This is a genomic window from Microcoleus sp. T3_D1 (genome assembly GCF_036700405.1).
Lineage (GTDB): Bacteria > Cyanobacteriota > Cyanobacteriia > Cyanobacteriales > Microcoleaceae > Microcoleus.
Window position 1 is genome coordinate 1 of sequence record NZ_JAUBOV010000037.1, and the last position, 17,095, is coordinate 17,095.

The 17,095-nt window shown below is 45.0% G+C and carries 20 protein-coding genes; 10 read left to right on the forward strand and 10 right to left on the reverse strand.

Annotation, left to right across the window (positions count from 1 at the left end; genetic code table 11):
* The first annotated feature begins 749 nt into the window (after positions 1–749).
* Positions 750–2,234, forward strand: a complete 1,485-nt coding sequence (locus QT992_RS17610) for an ATP-binding protein (protein ID WP_333336693.1) — start codon at positions 750–752, stop codon at positions 2,232–2,234.
* Positions 2,235–2,554: 320 nt separating this feature from the next.
* Here QT992_RS17610 and QT992_RS17615 read toward each other — a convergent pair whose 3' ends face one another.
* The 4 genes from QT992_RS17615 to QT992_RS17630 form a co-directional block, all read right to left on the reverse strand.
* Complete coding sequence (locus tag QT992_RS17615; protein WP_333295661.1) at positions 2,555–2,935, reverse strand: hypothetical protein; 381 nt, start codon at positions 2,933–2,935, stop codon at positions 2,555–2,557.
* A 116-nt stretch (positions 2,936–3,051) separates the two neighbouring features.
* Complete coding sequence (gene secF, locus QT992_RS17620) at positions 3,052–4,020, reverse strand: protein translocase subunit SecF (protein ID WP_333336695.1); 969 nt, start codon at positions 4,018–4,020, stop codon at positions 3,052–3,054.
* A gap of 138 nt (positions 4,021–4,158) precedes the next feature.
* Positions 4,159–5,556 carry a protein translocase subunit SecD gene (secD, locus tag QT992_RS17625; RefSeq protein WP_333319900.1) on the reverse strand — a complete coding sequence of 466 codons (1,398 nt, stop codon included), beginning with the start codon at positions 5,554–5,556 and terminating at the stop codon, positions 4,159–4,161.
* 139 nt (positions 5,557–5,695) lie between these two features.
* Entirely contained in the window at positions 5,696–6,679 is a 984-nt protein-coding gene (locus QT992_RS17630; RefSeq protein WP_333319901.1) for an alpha-ketoacid dehydrogenase subunit beta, read from the reverse strand.
* Between the two features lie 194 nt (positions 6,680–6,873).
* Here QT992_RS17630 and QT992_RS17635 point away from each other — a divergent pair, with 194 nt between their 5' ends.
* On the forward strand, positions 6,874–7,437 hold the full coding sequence (locus tag QT992_RS17635) for a Uma2 family endonuclease (protein WP_333336697.1): 564 nt from the start codon (positions 6,874–6,876) through the stop codon (positions 7,435–7,437).
* Between the two features lie 35 nt (positions 7,438–7,472).
* Here the strand turns inward: QT992_RS17635 and QT992_RS17640 are convergent, their stop codons facing one another.
* On the reverse strand, positions 7,473–7,718 hold the full coding sequence (locus tag QT992_RS17640; protein WP_333336698.1) for a type II toxin-antitoxin system HicB family antitoxin: 246 nt from the start codon (positions 7,716–7,718) through the stop codon (positions 7,473–7,475).
* 81 nt (positions 7,719–7,799) lie between these two features.
* Positions 7,800–9,167, reverse strand: coding sequence for an NACHT domain-containing protein (locus QT992_RS17645; protein WP_333336700.1), 1,368 nt, complete (start codon positions 9,165–9,167; stop codon positions 7,800–7,802).
* A 245-nt stretch (positions 9,168–9,412) separates the two neighbouring features.
* On the opposite strand from QT992_RS17645, the gene QT992_RS17650 reads away from it, so the two are divergent.
* Together QT992_RS17650 and QT992_RS17655 are read left to right on the forward strand one after the other, a co-directional pair.
* Entirely contained in the window at positions 9,413–10,252 is an 840-nt protein-coding gene (locus tag QT992_RS17650) for an SH3 domain-containing protein (RefSeq protein ID WP_333336702.1), read from the forward strand.
* Positions 10,253–10,508: 256 nt separating this feature from the next.
* On the forward strand, positions 10,509–10,832 hold the full coding sequence (locus QT992_RS17655) for a transcriptional regulator (RefSeq protein ID WP_333319911.1): 324 nt from the start codon (positions 10,509–10,511) through the stop codon (positions 10,830–10,832).
* A 256-nt stretch (positions 10,833–11,088) separates the two neighbouring features.
* On the opposite strand, the gene QT992_RS17660 is transcribed toward QT992_RS17655, so the two are convergent.
* Positions 11,089–11,814 (reverse strand): M15 family metallopeptidase, encoded by a 726-nt coding sequence (locus QT992_RS17660; RefSeq protein ID WP_333336704.1) that lies wholly within the window; start codon positions 11,812–11,814, stop codon positions 11,089–11,091.
* A 94-nt stretch (positions 11,815–11,908) separates the two neighbouring features.
* Between QT992_RS17660 and QT992_RS17665 the strand changes: the two genes are divergently transcribed.
* On the forward strand, positions 11,909–12,145 hold the full coding sequence (locus tag QT992_RS17665; RefSeq protein ID WP_333336706.1) for a hypothetical protein: 237 nt from the start codon (positions 11,909–11,911) through the stop codon (positions 12,143–12,145).
* A complete protein-coding gene (locus QT992_RS17670; protein WP_333149306.1) occupies positions 12,145–12,483 on the forward strand; it encodes a type II toxin-antitoxin system PemK/MazF family toxin in 339 nt (112 codons plus the stop codon). Before QT992_RS17665 ends, QT992_RS17670 begins: the two co-directional genes overlap by 1 nt.
* A 19-nt stretch (positions 12,484–12,502) precedes the next feature.
* On the opposite strand, the gene purB is transcribed toward QT992_RS17670, so the two are convergent.
* On the reverse strand, positions 12,503–13,798 hold the full coding sequence (gene purB, locus QT992_RS17675; RefSeq protein ID WP_333103945.1) for an adenylosuccinate lyase: 1,296 nt from the start codon (positions 13,796–13,798) through the stop codon (positions 12,503–12,505).
* 215 nt (positions 13,799–14,013) lie between these two features.
* On the opposite strand from purB, the gene QT992_RS17680 reads away from it, so the two are divergent.
* Together QT992_RS17680 and QT992_RS17685 are read left to right on the forward strand one after the other, a co-directional pair.
* Complete coding sequence (locus tag QT992_RS17680; protein ID WP_333377395.1) at positions 14,014–14,283, forward strand: type II toxin-antitoxin system HicA family toxin; 270 nt, start codon at positions 14,014–14,016, stop codon at positions 14,281–14,283.
* A gap of 34 nt (positions 14,284–14,317) precedes the next feature.
* Positions 14,318–14,548 carry a type II toxin-antitoxin system HicB family antitoxin gene (locus tag QT992_RS17685; RefSeq protein WP_015175593.1) on the forward strand — a complete coding sequence of 77 codons (231 nt, stop codon included), beginning with the start codon at positions 14,318–14,320 and terminating at the stop codon, positions 14,546–14,548.
* A gap of 56 nt (positions 14,549–14,604) precedes the next feature.
* Here the strand turns inward: QT992_RS17685 and QT992_RS17690 are convergent, their stop codons facing one another.
* Positions 14,605–14,991, reverse strand: a complete 387-nt coding sequence (locus tag QT992_RS17690) for a type II toxin-antitoxin system VapC family toxin (RefSeq protein ID WP_333377397.1) — start codon at positions 14,989–14,991, stop codon at positions 14,605–14,607.
* On the reverse strand, positions 14,988–15,248 hold the full coding sequence (locus tag QT992_RS17695) for a DUF2281 domain-containing protein (RefSeq protein ID WP_333377399.1): 261 nt from the start codon (positions 15,246–15,248) through the stop codon (positions 14,988–14,990). Before QT992_RS17695 ends, QT992_RS17690 begins: the two co-directional genes overlap by 4 nt.
* Before the next feature lie 510 nt (positions 15,249–15,758).
* Here QT992_RS17695 and QT992_RS17700 point away from each other — a divergent pair.
* Together QT992_RS17700 and QT992_RS17705 are read left to right on the forward strand one after the other, a co-directional pair.
* Positions 15,759–16,205, forward strand: coding sequence for a helix-turn-helix domain-containing protein (locus QT992_RS17700; protein WP_333141768.1), 447 nt, complete (start codon positions 15,759–15,761; stop codon positions 16,203–16,205).
* Positions 16,206–16,224: 19 nt separating this feature from the next.
* Positions 16,225–17,022: a PIN domain-containing protein gene (locus QT992_RS17705; RefSeq protein WP_333377401.1), complete on the forward strand. Its 798-nt coding sequence runs from the start codon at positions 16,225–16,227 to the stop codon at positions 17,020–17,022.
* Positions 17,023–17,095: the final 73 nt, after the last annotated feature.

Consider the following 17,095-nt stretch of genomic DNA (forward strand, 5'->3'; position numbering starts at 1 on the left):
GGGTTGATTAGGAAACTGGAAAATCAATAAAAAGCCGTCGTAGAACGACGGGGCTTCAGACCCAGTTTTTTGGTGAGTTTTAGTTGCGATCGCACAACTTTAGCATCTGCCGGGAAAAATTTCGTCGGTGAAACTTTGGAGTGTCCATGCGGCTAAAGTATAAGCTGCCGAACTTGACAAATTGCTCGCCATCGGCTGTCCCTGGCTCGGAGACTACCTACAATACAATCTTCGGGTTGAGTGCGATCGGCATTTATGCAAAAAAACTGACAATTGAGATTTATTGGCAATTGCCGGAAACCTGTTTTGCCTGAATTTAAAAATCGGGCGATCGGCGGCCGATTTGTCGCTATTCTTGTCTTATGGTAATATAATTTTACGCAAGGGGTAATACGAAATGTACTGCCACAGGTCGCAGATGTCTATCCATCTGAACCAAATTAATGTCATCAAACATTAAAAATAGTTATGACTGTTATATTCGGATTAGTAAAATCTTGGATATATAAAATTTCCTACATAGTCAGGTTTCAAAGGGGTGTTTGCTGTTAAATCAATCTAACCTGCAATATCGTTTCGGGGGACACCAGCACGATTTAAGGCAAAAAATAATCCTGCTGAATTAACTGGATTCCAGGGAGCAGAGGGAAGTTGATAACTAAGCTATAAAAAGAGTTGAAAAGGCCGTCTAAATAGTAGGCAAGACTCCAGCAGCCAACCGCATCTGCCAATTACCAAAGGAGGGAGCAGTGTATGAAACTGACGGGTTGAGTCCCCTAAAATCGCCGCTTGGTTTGCGATCGACTCTACAGGAATTAACCCTGTATGACTTTCTCCTAGAATCTGAGTGTCCGGGGGACGAAGTTGCTAAAGTTTTTCAAGCAAACCCTTTAGTTCCGGGCATCATCATCACTCAGCAAGGAAAGTTTATAGGGATGATTTCGCGGCGGCGTTATTTTGAACACATGAGCCGCCCCTACAGCTTGGAGTTATTTTCTCAACAGCCTTTGTTCATACTCTACCGCTTTACTAAAACTGATATGTTGGTTCTCGATCGCGAAACCTCAATTATGACGGCAGTGCGACAGTCTTTGGAGCGATCGCCCGAACTCATCCACGAACCAATTGTAGTACAAGTAGAACCGGAAACTTACAAACTTTTAGACGTACACCAACTGCTGCTTTCTCAGTTGCAAATTCACGAGTTATCAACCGTGGCGATGCGAGAGTCGCAAGCGCAATTGAGACATCAAGCCCAACAGCTCGAACTGGCCCTGCTGGAACTTCAGCGCACTCAAACTCAACTAATTCAAACAGAAAAAATGTCTTCTTTGGGGCAGTTAGTAGCAGGAGTAGCTCACGAAATCAACAATCCGATCGGCTTTATCTACAGCAATTTGCACCACGCTAAAGACTACACGCAAGCTTTAATGCAGATGCTTGACATCTACCGACAGCACTGTCCCGAACCCATCGCAGCAATTGAAGCGGAAGCAGAAAAAATCGAACTCGATTATTTGCTAGAAGACTTGCCGAAAGTCTTAAATTCTATGCAGCAAGGTGCAGAAAGAGTGCGCGACATCGTTTTGTCGCTGCGGAATTTTTGCAGATTAGACGAAGCTGAAATGAAGCAGGTCAACATTCACGACGGTATCAACAACACGATTATGCTGTTGCAAAGCCAGCTTAAAGCGAAACCGGGGCACGAGGCGATCGAAATTCACAAAGAATACAGCGACTTGCCACTGGTGCAGTGCTATCCCGGACAGCTCAATCAGGTATTTATGAATATTTTACTTAATGCAATTTACGTTCTTGTTGAGTCTAATAAATACGAAATTGTTGAGAAAAACACCCCTCAAAAGTCGCACTTAGGCGACCAAAAGCAGTCTTGTACAACGACTCAATTATCACTTTCTAACTCTACCCGCCTGATTCCTGTGATTCGCATTCGCACCGAGTTAATTGAGAAAAAAAAGGTAATAATTAAAATTTCTGACAACGGGCCGGGGATGGCAGAAGATGTTCGGAAGCGGTTGTTTGACCCTTTCTTTACTACTAAGCCGGTCGGCCAAGGAACGGGTTTGGGACTGTCGATTAGCTATGAAATTGTTGTCAACCAACACGGCGGCGCATTGAAGTGCTTTTCGGAACCGGGAAAAGGAGCAGAATTTGCGATCGAAATTCCACTTCAACAGTCTTCCATAGCACAGATTTTGCCTCGCTTTGCATGATATAGAAGAAGGAAGTTCGGCAACGGATTCTGTAACGGATGTAACGGATGTAACTGAAATCTTGCACCATTCTCAAGAACAGGCAAGATGCCTGTTCCACAAGAAAATTCACTCTTTGTGGAACAGGCATCTTGCCTGTTCATAAAAAGCTTATTGAGAATGGTGCAACATTTCAGATGTAACGGATGTAACGGATGTAAAGGATAGAAGGCAGAAGGCAGATGGAAGAAGCAATCTAAAGTTAGGGACTCGGCTGTTGAAACCGCTTCGGGTCAAACTTTCGTTCCTCTGGCTTGAGACTAAAGAATAAAGCCCGTCAGCTACCGCGAACCTTTGCAAACCCACTTCCACAAAGGATGACTCGGCCCCTGTTGGCGAATGCGGCGAACTTGTTGTTCCAAACCCTGTTTTTCCCGCAGGGGCAATCCTCGCACCATATTGCGACTTTGCCAAGTTAGCACAGCTAAAGTCATTCCCAAGCACAAACCCAAACCGAGAGTGGGCCAGCGATGAAAAGATAAACCGTAGCGCACTGCCGCCCAAGTGAAGTGTTCTAACCACAAAGCGATTTCGCGGCGCAAACCCCAAATGCTCAAAGAACCGACGCTAATCCACAGCAATATCACTGTTAACCAGCGGCCGTAAACTGTTAGTTTGTGAAGCCTTTGGACTTCAATTTCAAAAGTTTGGTCAGTAGTCATTTGTTATTTGTTATTTGTCATTTGTCATTTGTCATTAGTTATTGATGATTTATTATTAGTCAGTCAACAGTTAACCGTCAACAGTTAACCGTCACCAGTTAACCGTCAACAGTCAATTAAACTTCCTCTGACTGGTTGATTCCTTCTGCGGGCACGGGAATAGAGTGACCGGTGCGACTGCGCCACCAAGCTAGCAGCGTGCTGGCAACGAAAATACTCGAATACGAACCAGCAATAAAACCAACAATCAAAGCTAAAGCAAAGTATTTGAGGGTTTCGCCGCCAAACAAAAAGATTGAAAACAATGTCAGCAGGGTGGTAAACGTTGTGTTAATTGACCTTCCCAGGGTCTGCATGACAGCATCATCGACAATTTGATCGATCGACTGTCCGGGATTTAGCTTGATTACTTCGCGCACGCGATCGTAAATTACCACGGTATCGTTAACAGAAAAACCGATAAGTGTCAAGAGCGCTACCACAAATAAGCTGTCAACTTCCACTCCTTGAACTAAACCCAAAAACGAGAAAACCCCAAGCGTGACCAACACGTCGTGAAACACAGCCACAAAAGCAAAAAAGGCATAATCCAACTGAAATCGGAATGTCAGATAAGCAGTAATTCCAGCAAAAGAAACCAACAAAGCCAGCAAACCAGAAGTAAACAACTGTTTGCCGAGGGTAGGCCCAACCGTATCAATTTGAGTAGATTGAGGAGAAAAAGCGCCTATCTTTTCGCTCAAAGCTGTTTGCAAATTAGTCCGCTGTTCGACATCCAAAGTTTTTGTTCGCAGCGACAAACCGCGCTGTTCTTGGCCGATAACTTGAATGCTGCTGCCACCTAAACCTTGGGTGTCCAGGACTTCACGGACAGCAGCAAGATCGATGGGTTTACAATTTTCCGGTTTCGTGCAGTCAAGTTCAAATTGCAGGCGAGTGCCGCCGATAAAGTCCAAACTGGGGCGCAGCGGTGCGCGGATGTCGGGACGAGTCCAAGAAATCGCCATCGACACTATACCTGCAAGGATTATAGCGGCGGAAATACTCCACCAGAGCGATCGATATTTGATTACACTGAATTTCATAATTTGAAGGAAGAAGGAAGTTCGGCAACGAAGCAGTGTACAAGATGTAACGGATGTAAGAAGGAAGGAAGAAGTTAGTTAAAAAATTACCACCAGTCAACAGTCAACAGTCAACAGTCAACAGTCAACAGTCAACAGTTAACTATTAGCAGTTTTCGACAAATCGGGACAGAACCACTGAGGTTTCCGCAATGCTGGAAAGCTCAATACTACGAACAGCAGAGTGCGGCTGCAAGTGAGCGCAGTAAACATACTCACTGCCACCCCCAATGCCAGAGTTACAGCAAACCCTTTAACTAAACCTGCGCCCAACCAGAACAAAGCAGCACAAGCAATAACTGTTGTGACGTTGCCGTCTAAAATGCTGGAAAAAGCGCGGTAAAAACCCGATTCTACAGATCGATAAAGCGATTTCCCCGCCCGCAACTCTTCCCGCGTGCGCTCAAAAATCAGCACGTTAGCATCCACAGCCATCCCGATGCTGAGCACAAAACCAGCTATTCCCGGCAGCGTTAATGTCACTCCCAAAAGCACGAAAGCTGCCCAAGTTAACAGAGCATAAATTAACAGCGCAATATTAGCAATTACGCCGGGGAGTCGATAGTAGGCAACCATGAAAATCAAGACTAAAACTAAGCCGCCGATACCTGCGTTAATACTGCTTTGAATGCTGTCTTTACCCAAGCTAGCGCCGATCGTGCGGTTTTCTACAATTTCGACCGGCACCGGCAAAGCCCCGCCCCGCAATTGCACTGCTAAATCGTTGGCTTCTTGCGTTGTAAAGTTGCCTTGAATTACGGCACTCCCACCAGTAATTCCTGTTTGGGCAAATTCAACGCCGACGACTGGAGAACTGATCATTCTTTCGTCTAGGAAAATACCGATACTGCGTCCGGTTCCTGCTAAATTTTTAGTGAGTTGGGCAAAGAGTTCGCCTCCTTTGGTATCGAAAACAAGGGCAACGTTCCAGTTGTTCCCAGCCGCCAAGGGTTGAGGTTGAGCATCTTTGAGGTTTTCGCCGCCGAGGCCGCTGCTTTTGAATAGTTTGGCGATCGCCTCATTGCTTCTTTTCAAAGCAGCCTGATTTTCTTTAATTGCTGCCTCATTCGGGCGAGTTTTCAATTCTTCTTGTTTGACCAGCAATTCCTGTTGCAACTGCCTCTCAATGGCTAATTGTGTTTCTGTTCCGGGCAGTTGTTCCAGAAATTCTAGCTTGGCGGTGCCGCCCAAAACTCGTTCTGCTTGCTGCGGGTCATTTACTCCGGGCAACTGCACGAGAATTTGGTCTTCTCCTACTGTTTGGACTAATGCTTCGGAAACACCCAAACCGTTAACCCGGTTTTCGACAATCCGCCGCACTGCTTCTAACATTCCCTGGTCAATTTTGGGAATTGTGGGGGTAGTTTTTACTTGAATTGTGAGTTGCGACCCTCCTTGCAAGTCTAATCCCAGCCGCGTCGGAATAGTTACTATTACAGTAATAGCGGCGATGATTAAAACAAAAATTAGGGCTAATAGGGAACGTTGTTTTTGCATATTTATTTATTAGTCATTATTAGTAGGTTGGGTTGAGTTAGTAGTAGGTTGGGTTGAGCCACGAAACCCAACATCCAATTTAATGAGTGTTGGGTTTCGTTCCTCAACCCAACCTACAGATTAGCTGACTAATCACTATTTATACTCGCAAAGCTACCATTTTTTGGACTGCCTCAACAATTTGATTGGGCTGGACAATGGTCAGTCTTTCCAAATTGCCGTTGTAAGGTGTGGGAATATCTTGTGAAGACAGGCGCAAAACCGGTGCGTCGAGTTCGTCAAAAAATCGATCGCTGATTGAGGCAATTAGTTCGGCACCGATGCCTCCTGTTTTCATGCACTCCTCTACAATAATTACTTTGTGAGTTTTGCGAATGGATGCGCCGATGGTCTCCATGTCTAGGGGTTTGAGAGAAATGAGGTCGATTACTTCTGGATCGTAACCTTCTTTTATCAGGGCTGGCACGGCTTGCATGACGTGGTGCCGCATCCTCGAATATGTCACGATTGTGACATCTTTACCCGATCGCACAATTTCTGCTTTGTCCAGCGGCACTAAATATTCTGTTTCTGGCAAATTTTCTTTGAGGTTGTAAAGAAGAACGTGCTCGAAAAACAGAACGGGGTTATCGTCGCGGATGGCTGATTTTAAGAGTCCTTTGGCGTTGTAGGGAGTCGAACAGGCGACTATTTTCAAACCCGGTACTGCTTGGAAATATGCTTCTAAGCGCTGGGAGTGTTCCGCGCCGAGTTGCCGGCCCACGCCGCCGGGCCCGCGAATTACCATTGGCATTTTGAAGTTGCCGCCCGATGTGTAGCGCAGCATTCCGGCATTGTTGGAAATTTGGTTGAATGCCAGCAGCAAAAAGCCCATGTTCATGCCTTCGATGACCGGCCGCAGTCCCGTCATTGCTGCGCCTACTGCTAGGCCTGTAAAGCTATTTTCGGCGATCGGGGTGTCGAGCACTCTAAGTTCGCCGTATTTGTTGTAGAGGTCTTTGGTGACTTTATAGGAACCGCCGTATTGACCTACGTCTTCGCCGAGTACGAATACGGCGGAGTCGCGGGCCATTTCTTCGTCTAACGCCTCGCGGAGGGCGTTGAAAAGTAAGGTTTCTGCCATAGGAGGTTAAGCAATGATTGCAGGAGGGTCAGACTAGAATATTAACCTTTTGGGGGTGTCGATCTAGGAGTCGATCGCAAATTCGGCAGTTAAAACCTGAGATTTTGCCAATCTTTATCATAACATTTGTATTATGTCAATGAATATTTAAGTTAAAATAATACTAACTTGCCTGCCCACAGCAGAGGAATATTATGCTCCAGACAAAAACTCAACTAACTCTGGAAGAGTTTTTCGCTCTTCCCGAAGGAGAAGGCGATATTACCTACGAACTTATTGACGAGCAAGCAGTACCGAAGATGTCACCTAAAAAATTTCATTCTCGCCTCACCAGAAGCCTAATAAAAATCCTCGAACAGTGGGGTGAGGAACGGGGAGAAATTGGTGTAGAATGGGCGGTAAGATTAACCAGACTGGGGCGAGACTGGGTGCCAGTACCCGATCTTTTATATGTTTCTTACGAACGCTTATCTCCTGACTGGAATCAAGATGAAGCCTGTCCTGTAGTCCCAGAATTAGTCATAGAAATTATTTCACCCGAACAAACTTTCGGTCAGTTAGCTGCTAAAGCGAGAGATTATTTAGATGCTAAGGTATTGCGGGTTTGGATAGTAGATAGCAAGGCGAGAAGCATTACAGTTTTTTACCCCGATGCAGCACCGCAGACTTATAGGGGAGATACGCTATTAACAGATCCACTTTTTGATGGATTAGAATTTACGGCCTCACAGCTATTTCAAATGGCAAAAATACCATAAACTTTTTTTATAATGAGTGTGTGGTAGTTGACAAGCTATTCCCTATTTAAATCAATATTGTCAATGACGGGCATTCGATGTCGCAAGTTCAACCCTAGCAAAATCCAGTCTTCCAAAGTTGATCGCAACTCATTTTGACACTCCTTTAAAGTTGAACCAAAGGCGATGACTCCTTTGCAAACCGGAATTTTCCCAACAAAGCTACGATCTTCAAGTTTGTCATACATAGCCTCAGCCATTGCTTTGTCAACGTATTCGCTGAGAATGAATTTTACAGTCATTGAGTTTCCTTTTGCTTGTCGAATATTGGAATCTCCTTCACAGTTACATCCATTATATTTGTTTTTGTAAACCTCCGGTCTTTAGATTTCTGAAAAATGTTTTTGCAACAAATCGTGAATAAATCGGTAGCGCCGCGAGCCAGTTTTTTGCAGCAACAAGCGATCGGTTGCAGCATCGAGAAAACGCTTGTAATCCCAAGGAATGCAGCCCTTCGACCACAGCACGAGGTGCAATATAAACCTTTCAATCCCCGGAATTCCCGGCAAAAAAGCACTAATTACCGCAGCAACAACACCCCCAATTAATCCCCAAATCGACCCGGAAACGAGGGTGGCAATTAGTCCCAAAATCACCCAAATCAGCCCGCCAACCACCTTAACTCCCAACTGATACTTGCGCCGTTCATCGGCGGTTTGCAGCCAGCTAGAGGGTATGCGATCGAGGTAAAATTCTTGAATTCCTTCCTGTTCCATCCTTCTCGCCAACCATCCCAGCCAGTGGCGAATTTGTTCGGGCCGCAGTTCCTTACCTCTGGGATACTGCTTGACTTCCCCGGTGATTTGGTGGCGAATATAGGCAGTTAACAGATATTTGCGTTGTTCTTCTGCGGAAGTAATGCGCTTCCAAGCTTCAATTAAAATATCGTCGTAAGCCAGAGCCATCATGCTCAGAAGCAAGGGAGCTTTTGCCAATTTCAACAACTCCGGCTCGTGTTCAATGCTGTACCAAAGTTCGCGACTTCGGGCTTCTAGCAGATAATTTTGAATTTTAGTTTCTGTTAAAGGTTTCAATAAAACCGCTGCTTGTAGGCGAAATCTAGTCTCGCAGTTTTTGTAAGCTTCAAAACTGCTGCAAGCTACTAAATGTTTGGGTTTAAATTCGCTTTCAACAAATTGATTAATTGCTTGAATGCAGATATTTTGGCGGTGGGTTTCTACTTCGTCCAAGCCGTCGAGTAGAGGCAGCAATTGTTGTTCGGCAAGCCATTTTTTGCCGACAGCAGGAGAGATGCGGTATTTGAACTGAAGTTGAGCAATTAACCAATCTGCGATCGCCCCAGATTCTGCTTTCCACGATCCGAGTTCAAACAGCACTGGTACTGGAAAACTAGCATCTTTTTGGGCGCGGGAAATTAACACGCGAGCTAATTCTAGCAGCGTCGTAGTTTTGCCTGCACCCGTCGCTCCCAAAATTACCAATTTGCCACCGGTGCGATCGAACACTTTGGCAATGCTTGCTTTGGGAGGAAGCCGAAAACTCGGACGGTTGCCCGCTTTCACTTCCACATCCCAACAGCGGTTAACACCAACAGGCGACGAGTCTTGGCTGAGGTTAGCGAGCACAGCAGCGTGCAAAGACTGCGCGAGGCCTGCTTGGACTTCCTGCTTCACCTCCTCCAACAATCGATCGCGAGGCGGTTGTAATCTCAGAGGAATCAATTTTGACATTTTATGTACCTCGCGCTGAACGCTTACCTTCGCAAATTTGCGCGCAAATACCCCAGAGCAAGATTACCATCAGTACAGGCGTCCAGTATATATTGACTCAAATTATTGCGACAATTATGGATCTGAAATTTTATCTAAAAATCATGACCCAGTGACCCGCACTAGGTATTTCCACTATAAATTAACTGGCGATCGCCCCAACTCCTAAACAAAAATTATTAGTATAGATACAGAGAGGGTTTTTTATGTCATTTACGAAGGGTCAAATCATCACAGTAAGCTTAGCAGGAGTGGCAACAGCGGTGGGAGTAGCTGTTGCCACTATACAGTCGGGTGCGATGAAACAATCCAATCCTCCCCTTGCAGAATCGCCCGCATCCACCAGAAACCAGATTGCAGGGCCGACGAACAACCCTGAATCTCGGCAACCAGAACCTCTGCAAGCACAAACCCAGGCTGCTGAATCTCCCCCATCTCAATCTCAACCAGCCAAAACACCAGGACTTCAATCCTCGCTAGTTGCAGGAGTCTCTGGGCAAAAAGTTGAGCCAGTAGTTGTCACACCGCCCAATTCTGGTTGCAAAATCACCCAAGCTGTTGTCAGCGATCCGAATCCACCGCTAAATGTGCGATCGATCCCGCAAGTAAGCGGCAGCCAAATAGTAGGAAAACTTAAAAATAATACCTTTGTTTCAGTCGCCGAAGAACAAAACGGTTGGCTGCGAATTAAGGCTCCGCCCGGTTGGATTGCCAAAAACCGCACCGAAAGCAGTTGTTCTAACGTCAACGAGCAGATTAATTTTCTACCGGGAGGAGATGAAGCAATTGTCAAAGGTCGAATCATCGGCGGCGGCACCCACTCTTACCGGATTCGCGCTATAAAAGGTCAAACAATGACTGTTAGGAGTCGGAAAGATGTTTTCCCGCAAATTATAGCTCCGGGTGGCAAACTTTTAGCAGGAAATCCTTATGAAGAAAATCTAACTGAGTGGACTGGAAAAATCCCTGTTACTGGCAATTATACATTTCAACTAGACTCAAACTTCCGGGGATACGAATACGAATTTTCGGTACAGGTGCGTTGACATACTCACCGCCCTTTCATTTGCGGTGGTTAGTGAGCGTAGTCGAACTATGATTCTTGACGCTTTTTTGGGGTCTGCTACCTTCGGTAGTCTTACGTCCCCTCTGCGTCGTCAGTCAAGCGAGTCGTGGCAATGCCCTATCCCGACTTTGTTTGTATTTTTGGCTGCGTTGATTGACTGTAAAACGAGTTATTCTGGTATAATAGAGGCGATACAATTATGCCTGCGGTAACTCCTTAGCTAGTAGAAAACAGGAATGTCAACAAAAGTAGAGGAAAATCTAGCACTCGATACTGGAATCCATAAACGTCTCGGTCAGTTAATAGAGGCGTTGGTGGAGGATGAGCGCGTTGGTAGTTCTAGGGAACTAGGAAGGATTACAGGAGTTTCATTCAACACGCTGGTGAACTGGAACGAGGGCAAAGCCGATCCCAGATTGCAAAAGTTAGTTCAGTTTGCCTATGCTATCGGTTGGTCTATGACAGAGTTGATGCAATATGCGGAAGGGGATGAAGATCCCTATGAAGCGATCGCTCGTAAAAAAAGAGCAGGACAGCAGAAGTATCGGAAATCGTCTTAACCAGAGAAAAATATCCATTTATTCAATATTTCAATGCCACGCTAACTGCCGAACAAATTCCGAAGCGCGACTTATTTTTACAGCGTATTAAATACGTTATTGAAGGGTTTTGGCAAGCGGTCTCGACTTTCCGGGTGCGATCGCCTGCTAACACAATTCTTTCTGACGGCGGGATTGGTGCGATGTAGAGCTTCATTAACCGATGAACGATCGGGCCCTTGTATCTTGTAGTGCCTCGTAGACGCTACTCTAGTAATTAAGGAATCTCGGAAAGCGATATATCAAGAATCGCAAACTTCTGCCAATCTTCCGAATCAAAGTGCCACCATTCAGTTGTGATACCCATAAATCCGTGTTTTTTCATCGCATCCTTAAGCACTTGACGATTTTTCCGAGATTCGGCGCTGCCGCCTTGATAATCTCCGTGAGCTTTTTCGGTAAAATCATCGTAAGGTGTGGGCATTTCTAATTCTTTGCCCGTGCGATCGACTAAAGTCAAATCAATAGCAGCACCGCGATTGTGCCGCGAACCCCTAGCAGGATTAGCAACATAGCGCGGATCAGGCCAAGCTTGCCACATTTGCTTAGTCACAGAGAAAGGCCTGTAGCAATCGTAAACTTTCAAACCCAATCCAATTTTTTCCAAATCTGTTTGAACTAGCCCTAACTGTTGAGCAACAGAACTTCTCAAAGCGCATTTCGATATAGGGTAAAGTTTTCGTTTCAAGAAATTGTTAGTAGTGGCGTATCGGATATCGAGGCGAATGTTGGGATTTACGCTGCGGATGTCAACCAGTCGCGCCCCACTGGGAAGTTGACTCATGAAAATACTTTCAGGTACTACGGGGTTTGGTTCTGGTTGGGTAATTTGCACTTGTGGCGGCTCCTGGGCGCGGACAAATGTTGTATGGTGCAGACCGAGCGCACATAGCAACATTAGCATAAATGCGATTAAGTATTTTCCAAAACGATTAAATTTCATAGTTGTTGGGATTGTGAGTGTTAAAAAGTAGATTGAGGTCGTTGTTCTATGCTATAACCAATATTATGATGTCACCGTGACAGCAAGGGGAGCTATGAAAACTGCAATTTCACTTCCAGATTTAGTTTTTGAAGAAGCCGAGGCTTTGGCTAGTCAGTTAGGGTTATCGCGCAGTGAGCTTTATACAAAAGCATTGCAGGCGTATCTGCGGCGACACAACCGCGAGCGAATTTTGAGCAAACTAAATCAAGTCTATTCTGAAGAGTCCTCTGAACTAGATCCTGTCTTGGCACAGATGCAATTTATGTCCTTACCCCATGAGGATTGGTAATGTATCGCGGAGAAATTTGGTGGGCAAACTTGCCCTCTCCAGTTGCTTCAGAACCTGGATATCGTCGTCCCGTCTTAATTGTTCAGGATGATACTTTTACTCAGAGTCGGATTAGCACTGTAATCGTCGTCATCATTACTTCTAATCTGCGGTTAGCGGAAGCACCAGGTAATGTCTCGTTACCGAGTAAAGCCACAGGTTTACCCAAGGATTCTGTGGCTAATATTTCTCAGCTTTTTACTGTGGACAAAACGTTTTTAATTGAGTGCATTGGCACAATCCCACAGGATTTACAGGAAGAAATAGATGAAGGATTACGCTCCATCTTGTATCTTTAGTAGGAAATTCAAAAGATTTTTAAATTCCCAAGCGCTGATACACTAAATCTAAGTGCCTCAATTGATACTGCGGATCGAAACAATCATCAATCTCTTTGGTCGTCATCTTAGCTGTTACCCGATCGTCCTTAGCAATTAAATTGTAGAAATTGCCGCCCGGTTTGTTCCAGGCTTCGTGAGCACAAGATTGCACAATTTTGTAGGCGTCTTCGCGACTGGTGCCTTTTTCTACTAAGGCTAACATCACGCGCTGGCTGAAGATGACTCCGCCGTAAAGGTTCATGTTTTGTTTCATGTTTTCGGGATAGACTAGCAGGTGTTTTACTAAGTCTGTAGTTTCTACTAACATGAAATGAGTTACTGTAGAACTGTCGGGCAAAATCATCCGTTCTACGGAACTGTGAGAGATGTCTCTTTCGTGCCAAAGTGCAACGTTTTCTAAGGCTGCGACGGCGTTGGCGCGGACGATTCTCGCCATCCCTGTGAGTCTTTCCGATCGAATCGGGTTGCGTTTGTGGGGCATGGCGGATGAGCCTTTTTGCCCTTTAGAAAAGAATTCTTCAACTTCGAGAACGTCGGTGCGTTGCAGGTTGCGAATTTCTACTGCAAAACGCTCGATCGATGCTGCTAAAAGTGCTAAGGTTTGGACATATTCGGCGTGTCGATCGCGCGAAATGACTTGAGTCGATGCGGTATCGGGTTCGAGTCCGAGGTTTTGACAGGCGATCGCTTCAATTCGCGGATCGATATTAGCATAGGTTCCGACTGCGCCGGAGATTTTGCCGACTGCAATCGACGATCGCAAATTCACCAATCTTTCTCGGCTGCGAAAGACTTCGGCCAGCCATCCTGCTAGTTTAAAGCCAAAGGTGATGGGTTCGGCGTGAATTCCGTGCGATCGGCCAACCATGACGGTATTGCGATGTTGTTGGGCCTGATAGCGAATAGCTTGACTCAATTCTTCGACACGTTCTAACAAGATATTGACGCTGGCGACTAATTGCAGCGCCAAAGCAGTATCGAGCACATCGGAACTGGTTAAGCCGAGGTGGATGTAGCGGCCAGCATCGCCTACATATTCGTTGACATTTGTCAAGAATGCGATCATGTCGTGGCGGACTTCCGCTTCTATTTCGAGGACTCGTTTGGGGTCAAAATTAGCCTTAGCTTTGATTTCTTCGACTGCGGCGGCGGGGATGTAGCCGAGTTCGGCTTGAGCTTCGCAGACAGCGATTTCTACTTGCAGCCAGCTTTTCAGTTTGGCGGTTTCAGTCCAGATGTTGCCCATTTCGGGCAAAGTGTAGCGCTCTATCACGGTGGGAGTTGGGGAATGCGATCCAACCATTGTACATCTGTGTGGGGGTGCAAGAGCCATAGGACTTACACATGGGTCCAGAAACCGGGTTTTTTGCGATAATACTTTGTTATAGCCCGCAGATTTGGTAAAAACCCGGTTTCTCAAATCAACTCGGTTTTTGTAGTTTGGGCGATCGGCTACAATATCCTAAACCCCGTTAGCTGGCATCACTCATGCCTAAAAAGATTCGAGAATTGAAAAGCCTATTGCTAAAAGCAGGGTTTACTTACAGACAGGGAAAGGGCAGTCACACAGTATGGGAACACCCTTTATTACCTGAAAAAATTACACTATCAGGTAATGATGGGGATGATGCGCCAAATTATCACGAAAAAAGAGTAAGCTGTTGGACATTTAAACTGTACAGTCAAAATTTGATAAAGTTCTTGTGGGGTGGGCGTCTCGCCCGCACAAAAATACAATTTAGATGTAGAACAGCTTAATTTCTGATTTACTGAAGCTGAAGGAAATAGAAGAATGAATAGCCATTACAGTCTCATCATCGAGTGGTCAGAAGAAGATCGACTTTTTGTTGTCAGCTTGCCTGAGTTTACCGATGTCATGCAGCCTTGCACTCACGGACACACTTACGAAGAAGCGGCAAAACACGGACAAGAATTGCTAGAAACATTGATAGAACTCTATCAAGAAGATGGTAAACCTCTACCAGAACCTCAAACTTTGGGAAAACGATTGCAGATTGCGTAAAGTTATTAATACCAAGAATCGCCGATTATAAGTTAAAGCCTATTCAACCGATCGCTTTACCACAATCTTTGTACTGGGTAGCTGTCAAATACAGCATCAATACTTAAGATAGGCATTTGAGTCACAACGGCTTGAGCAATTAAGAGTCTATCGAATGGATCGCGATGAGCATTTGGCAATGTGTCTAATGCAAAAATATGAGCTAGCTCGATCGGCAAAATTTGCAATCCATTGACTTGCTGCTGGCGTTCTATCAATTCAGTTAAGGACACGTTCAGTGTTAACTTCCCAAGCTGAAGCTTAATTTGCATTTCCCAAATACTAACCAAGCTCGTAAATAAAGTATGAGTTGGATCGGTGATAATATTCGTCGCTGGTTGCGATAAGTTTTGGGGAGAGATCGCTAGCCAAATCAAGACGTGGGTATCCAGCAAAATATTCATGCTTCACCCAACCAAAACGCATCAGGAAGTGGCTCGTTAAAATCCTCACTCATCCAGCCCATCCCTTGATGCAGACCCAAAACCCGTTGTTGCCCAAGAGGAGGTGCAGCTTCAACTGAAGTGTTTTCGGGGATCGATCGCATCTGTCGTTCCAGCAGAAACTCTGCAAAAGTTAACAAAAGCTGCTGATTTTCCGGGAGTAAGTGCTGTAACTTGCCTAGCAACTCTTCCAAAAGTTTGATCGTTTGAGAAGTCATCTTCCCTCAATGTTAGCGATAGTCTCATTATACGTTATTCTTTGGGGATCGATGCTCATCTTGAAACAAAAGCACCATTGATTTCAACACTTGCTACTGGCCGAAAACCAGCTTGCAATAAACCTTTTTCTAGTTTTTTACTGCTTTTTATCTGATGTTACCCATTTCGGGCAGAGTGTAGCGCCCTATCGCGCTTGGAGTCAGAGAGTGCGATCGCCCTATTGTACATCTGCGAGGCATCCGTCTTGAGTCGGGAGGGGGAATTTCGGGCGATCGGGCGATCAAACTTTCCGATTTCTGGATTTGAATATTTCGTTTGTTTCGGATATTGCGTTTATGGCAGAGTAAGTGTTATCGTGAAGGAAACAACCAAGTATATGCAGGCCAAATACTTACATACCCTTCCAGCAATGGCTGCACAGGTTTTCCCCGATCGCGGCCTCTGTCTGCTGAGGCATAAAATATTGGCTCTTTGCTTCAAAAACAATCACATCAAAAAAGATATTAATTATGTTGAACCAAAAAGCATCGCTTGAGTCAGTTTTGATTCCTGAACAAAAACAAGAAGAAATAGCAAAATTATATCGGATTCTCAGCCACGAATTTGCACAACCAAAATTAGTCGGAAGTAACGGAGAAGAGATAGTAATTCCTGAATCAGTCTACAGCATTTTGCGTCAGGTCGTGCGTGCAATGGCATCAGGTCAAGCTATCTCTCTAGTACCTCACAATCACGAACTGACAACACAAGAAGCTGCTGATATTCTGAATGTATCCCGACCATTTCTGGTCAAGTTACTAGACCAGGGAGAAATTCCTTGTATCAAAGTAGGAAAGCATAGACGTATTCGTTTGGAGGATTTAACTTTATATAAAGAACATCGAGACAACAAACGTCGCAAACACTTGGATCGGCTAATCGAGATGACCGAAGAAGCTGGTTTGTACGAGGCATAGAAATAATTCCAACATTAATATGTCTAAGCTTAGTGTTGTCCTCGATGCTTGTGTCCTGTTTCCTATGTATCTGCGCGATACTCTGCTTTCCACCGCCGAGGCTGGTCTGTATTTACCGTATTGGTCGCAGAAAATCCTTGATGAAGCAATGAGCAACCTTGTCCGCCAAGGGATATTATGCCAGGAGAAAGCAATCAATCTTGAAGCGGAAATCAATGCAGCCTTTCCCGAAGCAATAATTGAAGTACCTGTCGGCTTAGAGCAAATCATGAAAAATGACCCTAAAGACCGTCATGTTCTTGCTGCTGCTGTAACAGCCAAGGCTGATGTCATTGTTACCAGCAATCTAGCGGATTTCAAAGCAAAGGATTTAGCTCCTTGGAACATCAAATCGCTGTCACCTGATGAGTTTATGAGCGAGCTATTTGACGAATACCCGGACTTAATAGTGAGATTATTACGGCAACAGTCGCAAAGGTACAAAAAACCTCCGAAGACTGTTGCTGAATTACTTGAATTTTTGGAAAAAAAAGCAGGTATGCCCAAATTTGCTAGTGATATTTTGTTATATGAATATAGTCTAGATATGGTGCAAACTGCGGAAACAGTCTTAAGGAACTACGGCAGAAAAACACCCGAAGGCGGTAAATTTCTTGAGGGAGAGCGGTATCGTATTTGGCAGCAAGAAAAAACACTTACAATTACTGCGAAAGATGGTAGAGGTGAAATTCTGCGATTTCAGAATCAGGAAATTGAGGGGAATATCTCATCAGAGGATGTCAAAGCCTTAAAAATATTTGCTCAAAGCTGGGATTGAGAATTAACAATAAATAGGGTTTAGGAGCAACAAGCGGATTAAAATAACCGATTTGCCGAAGCTGAAGGAGATA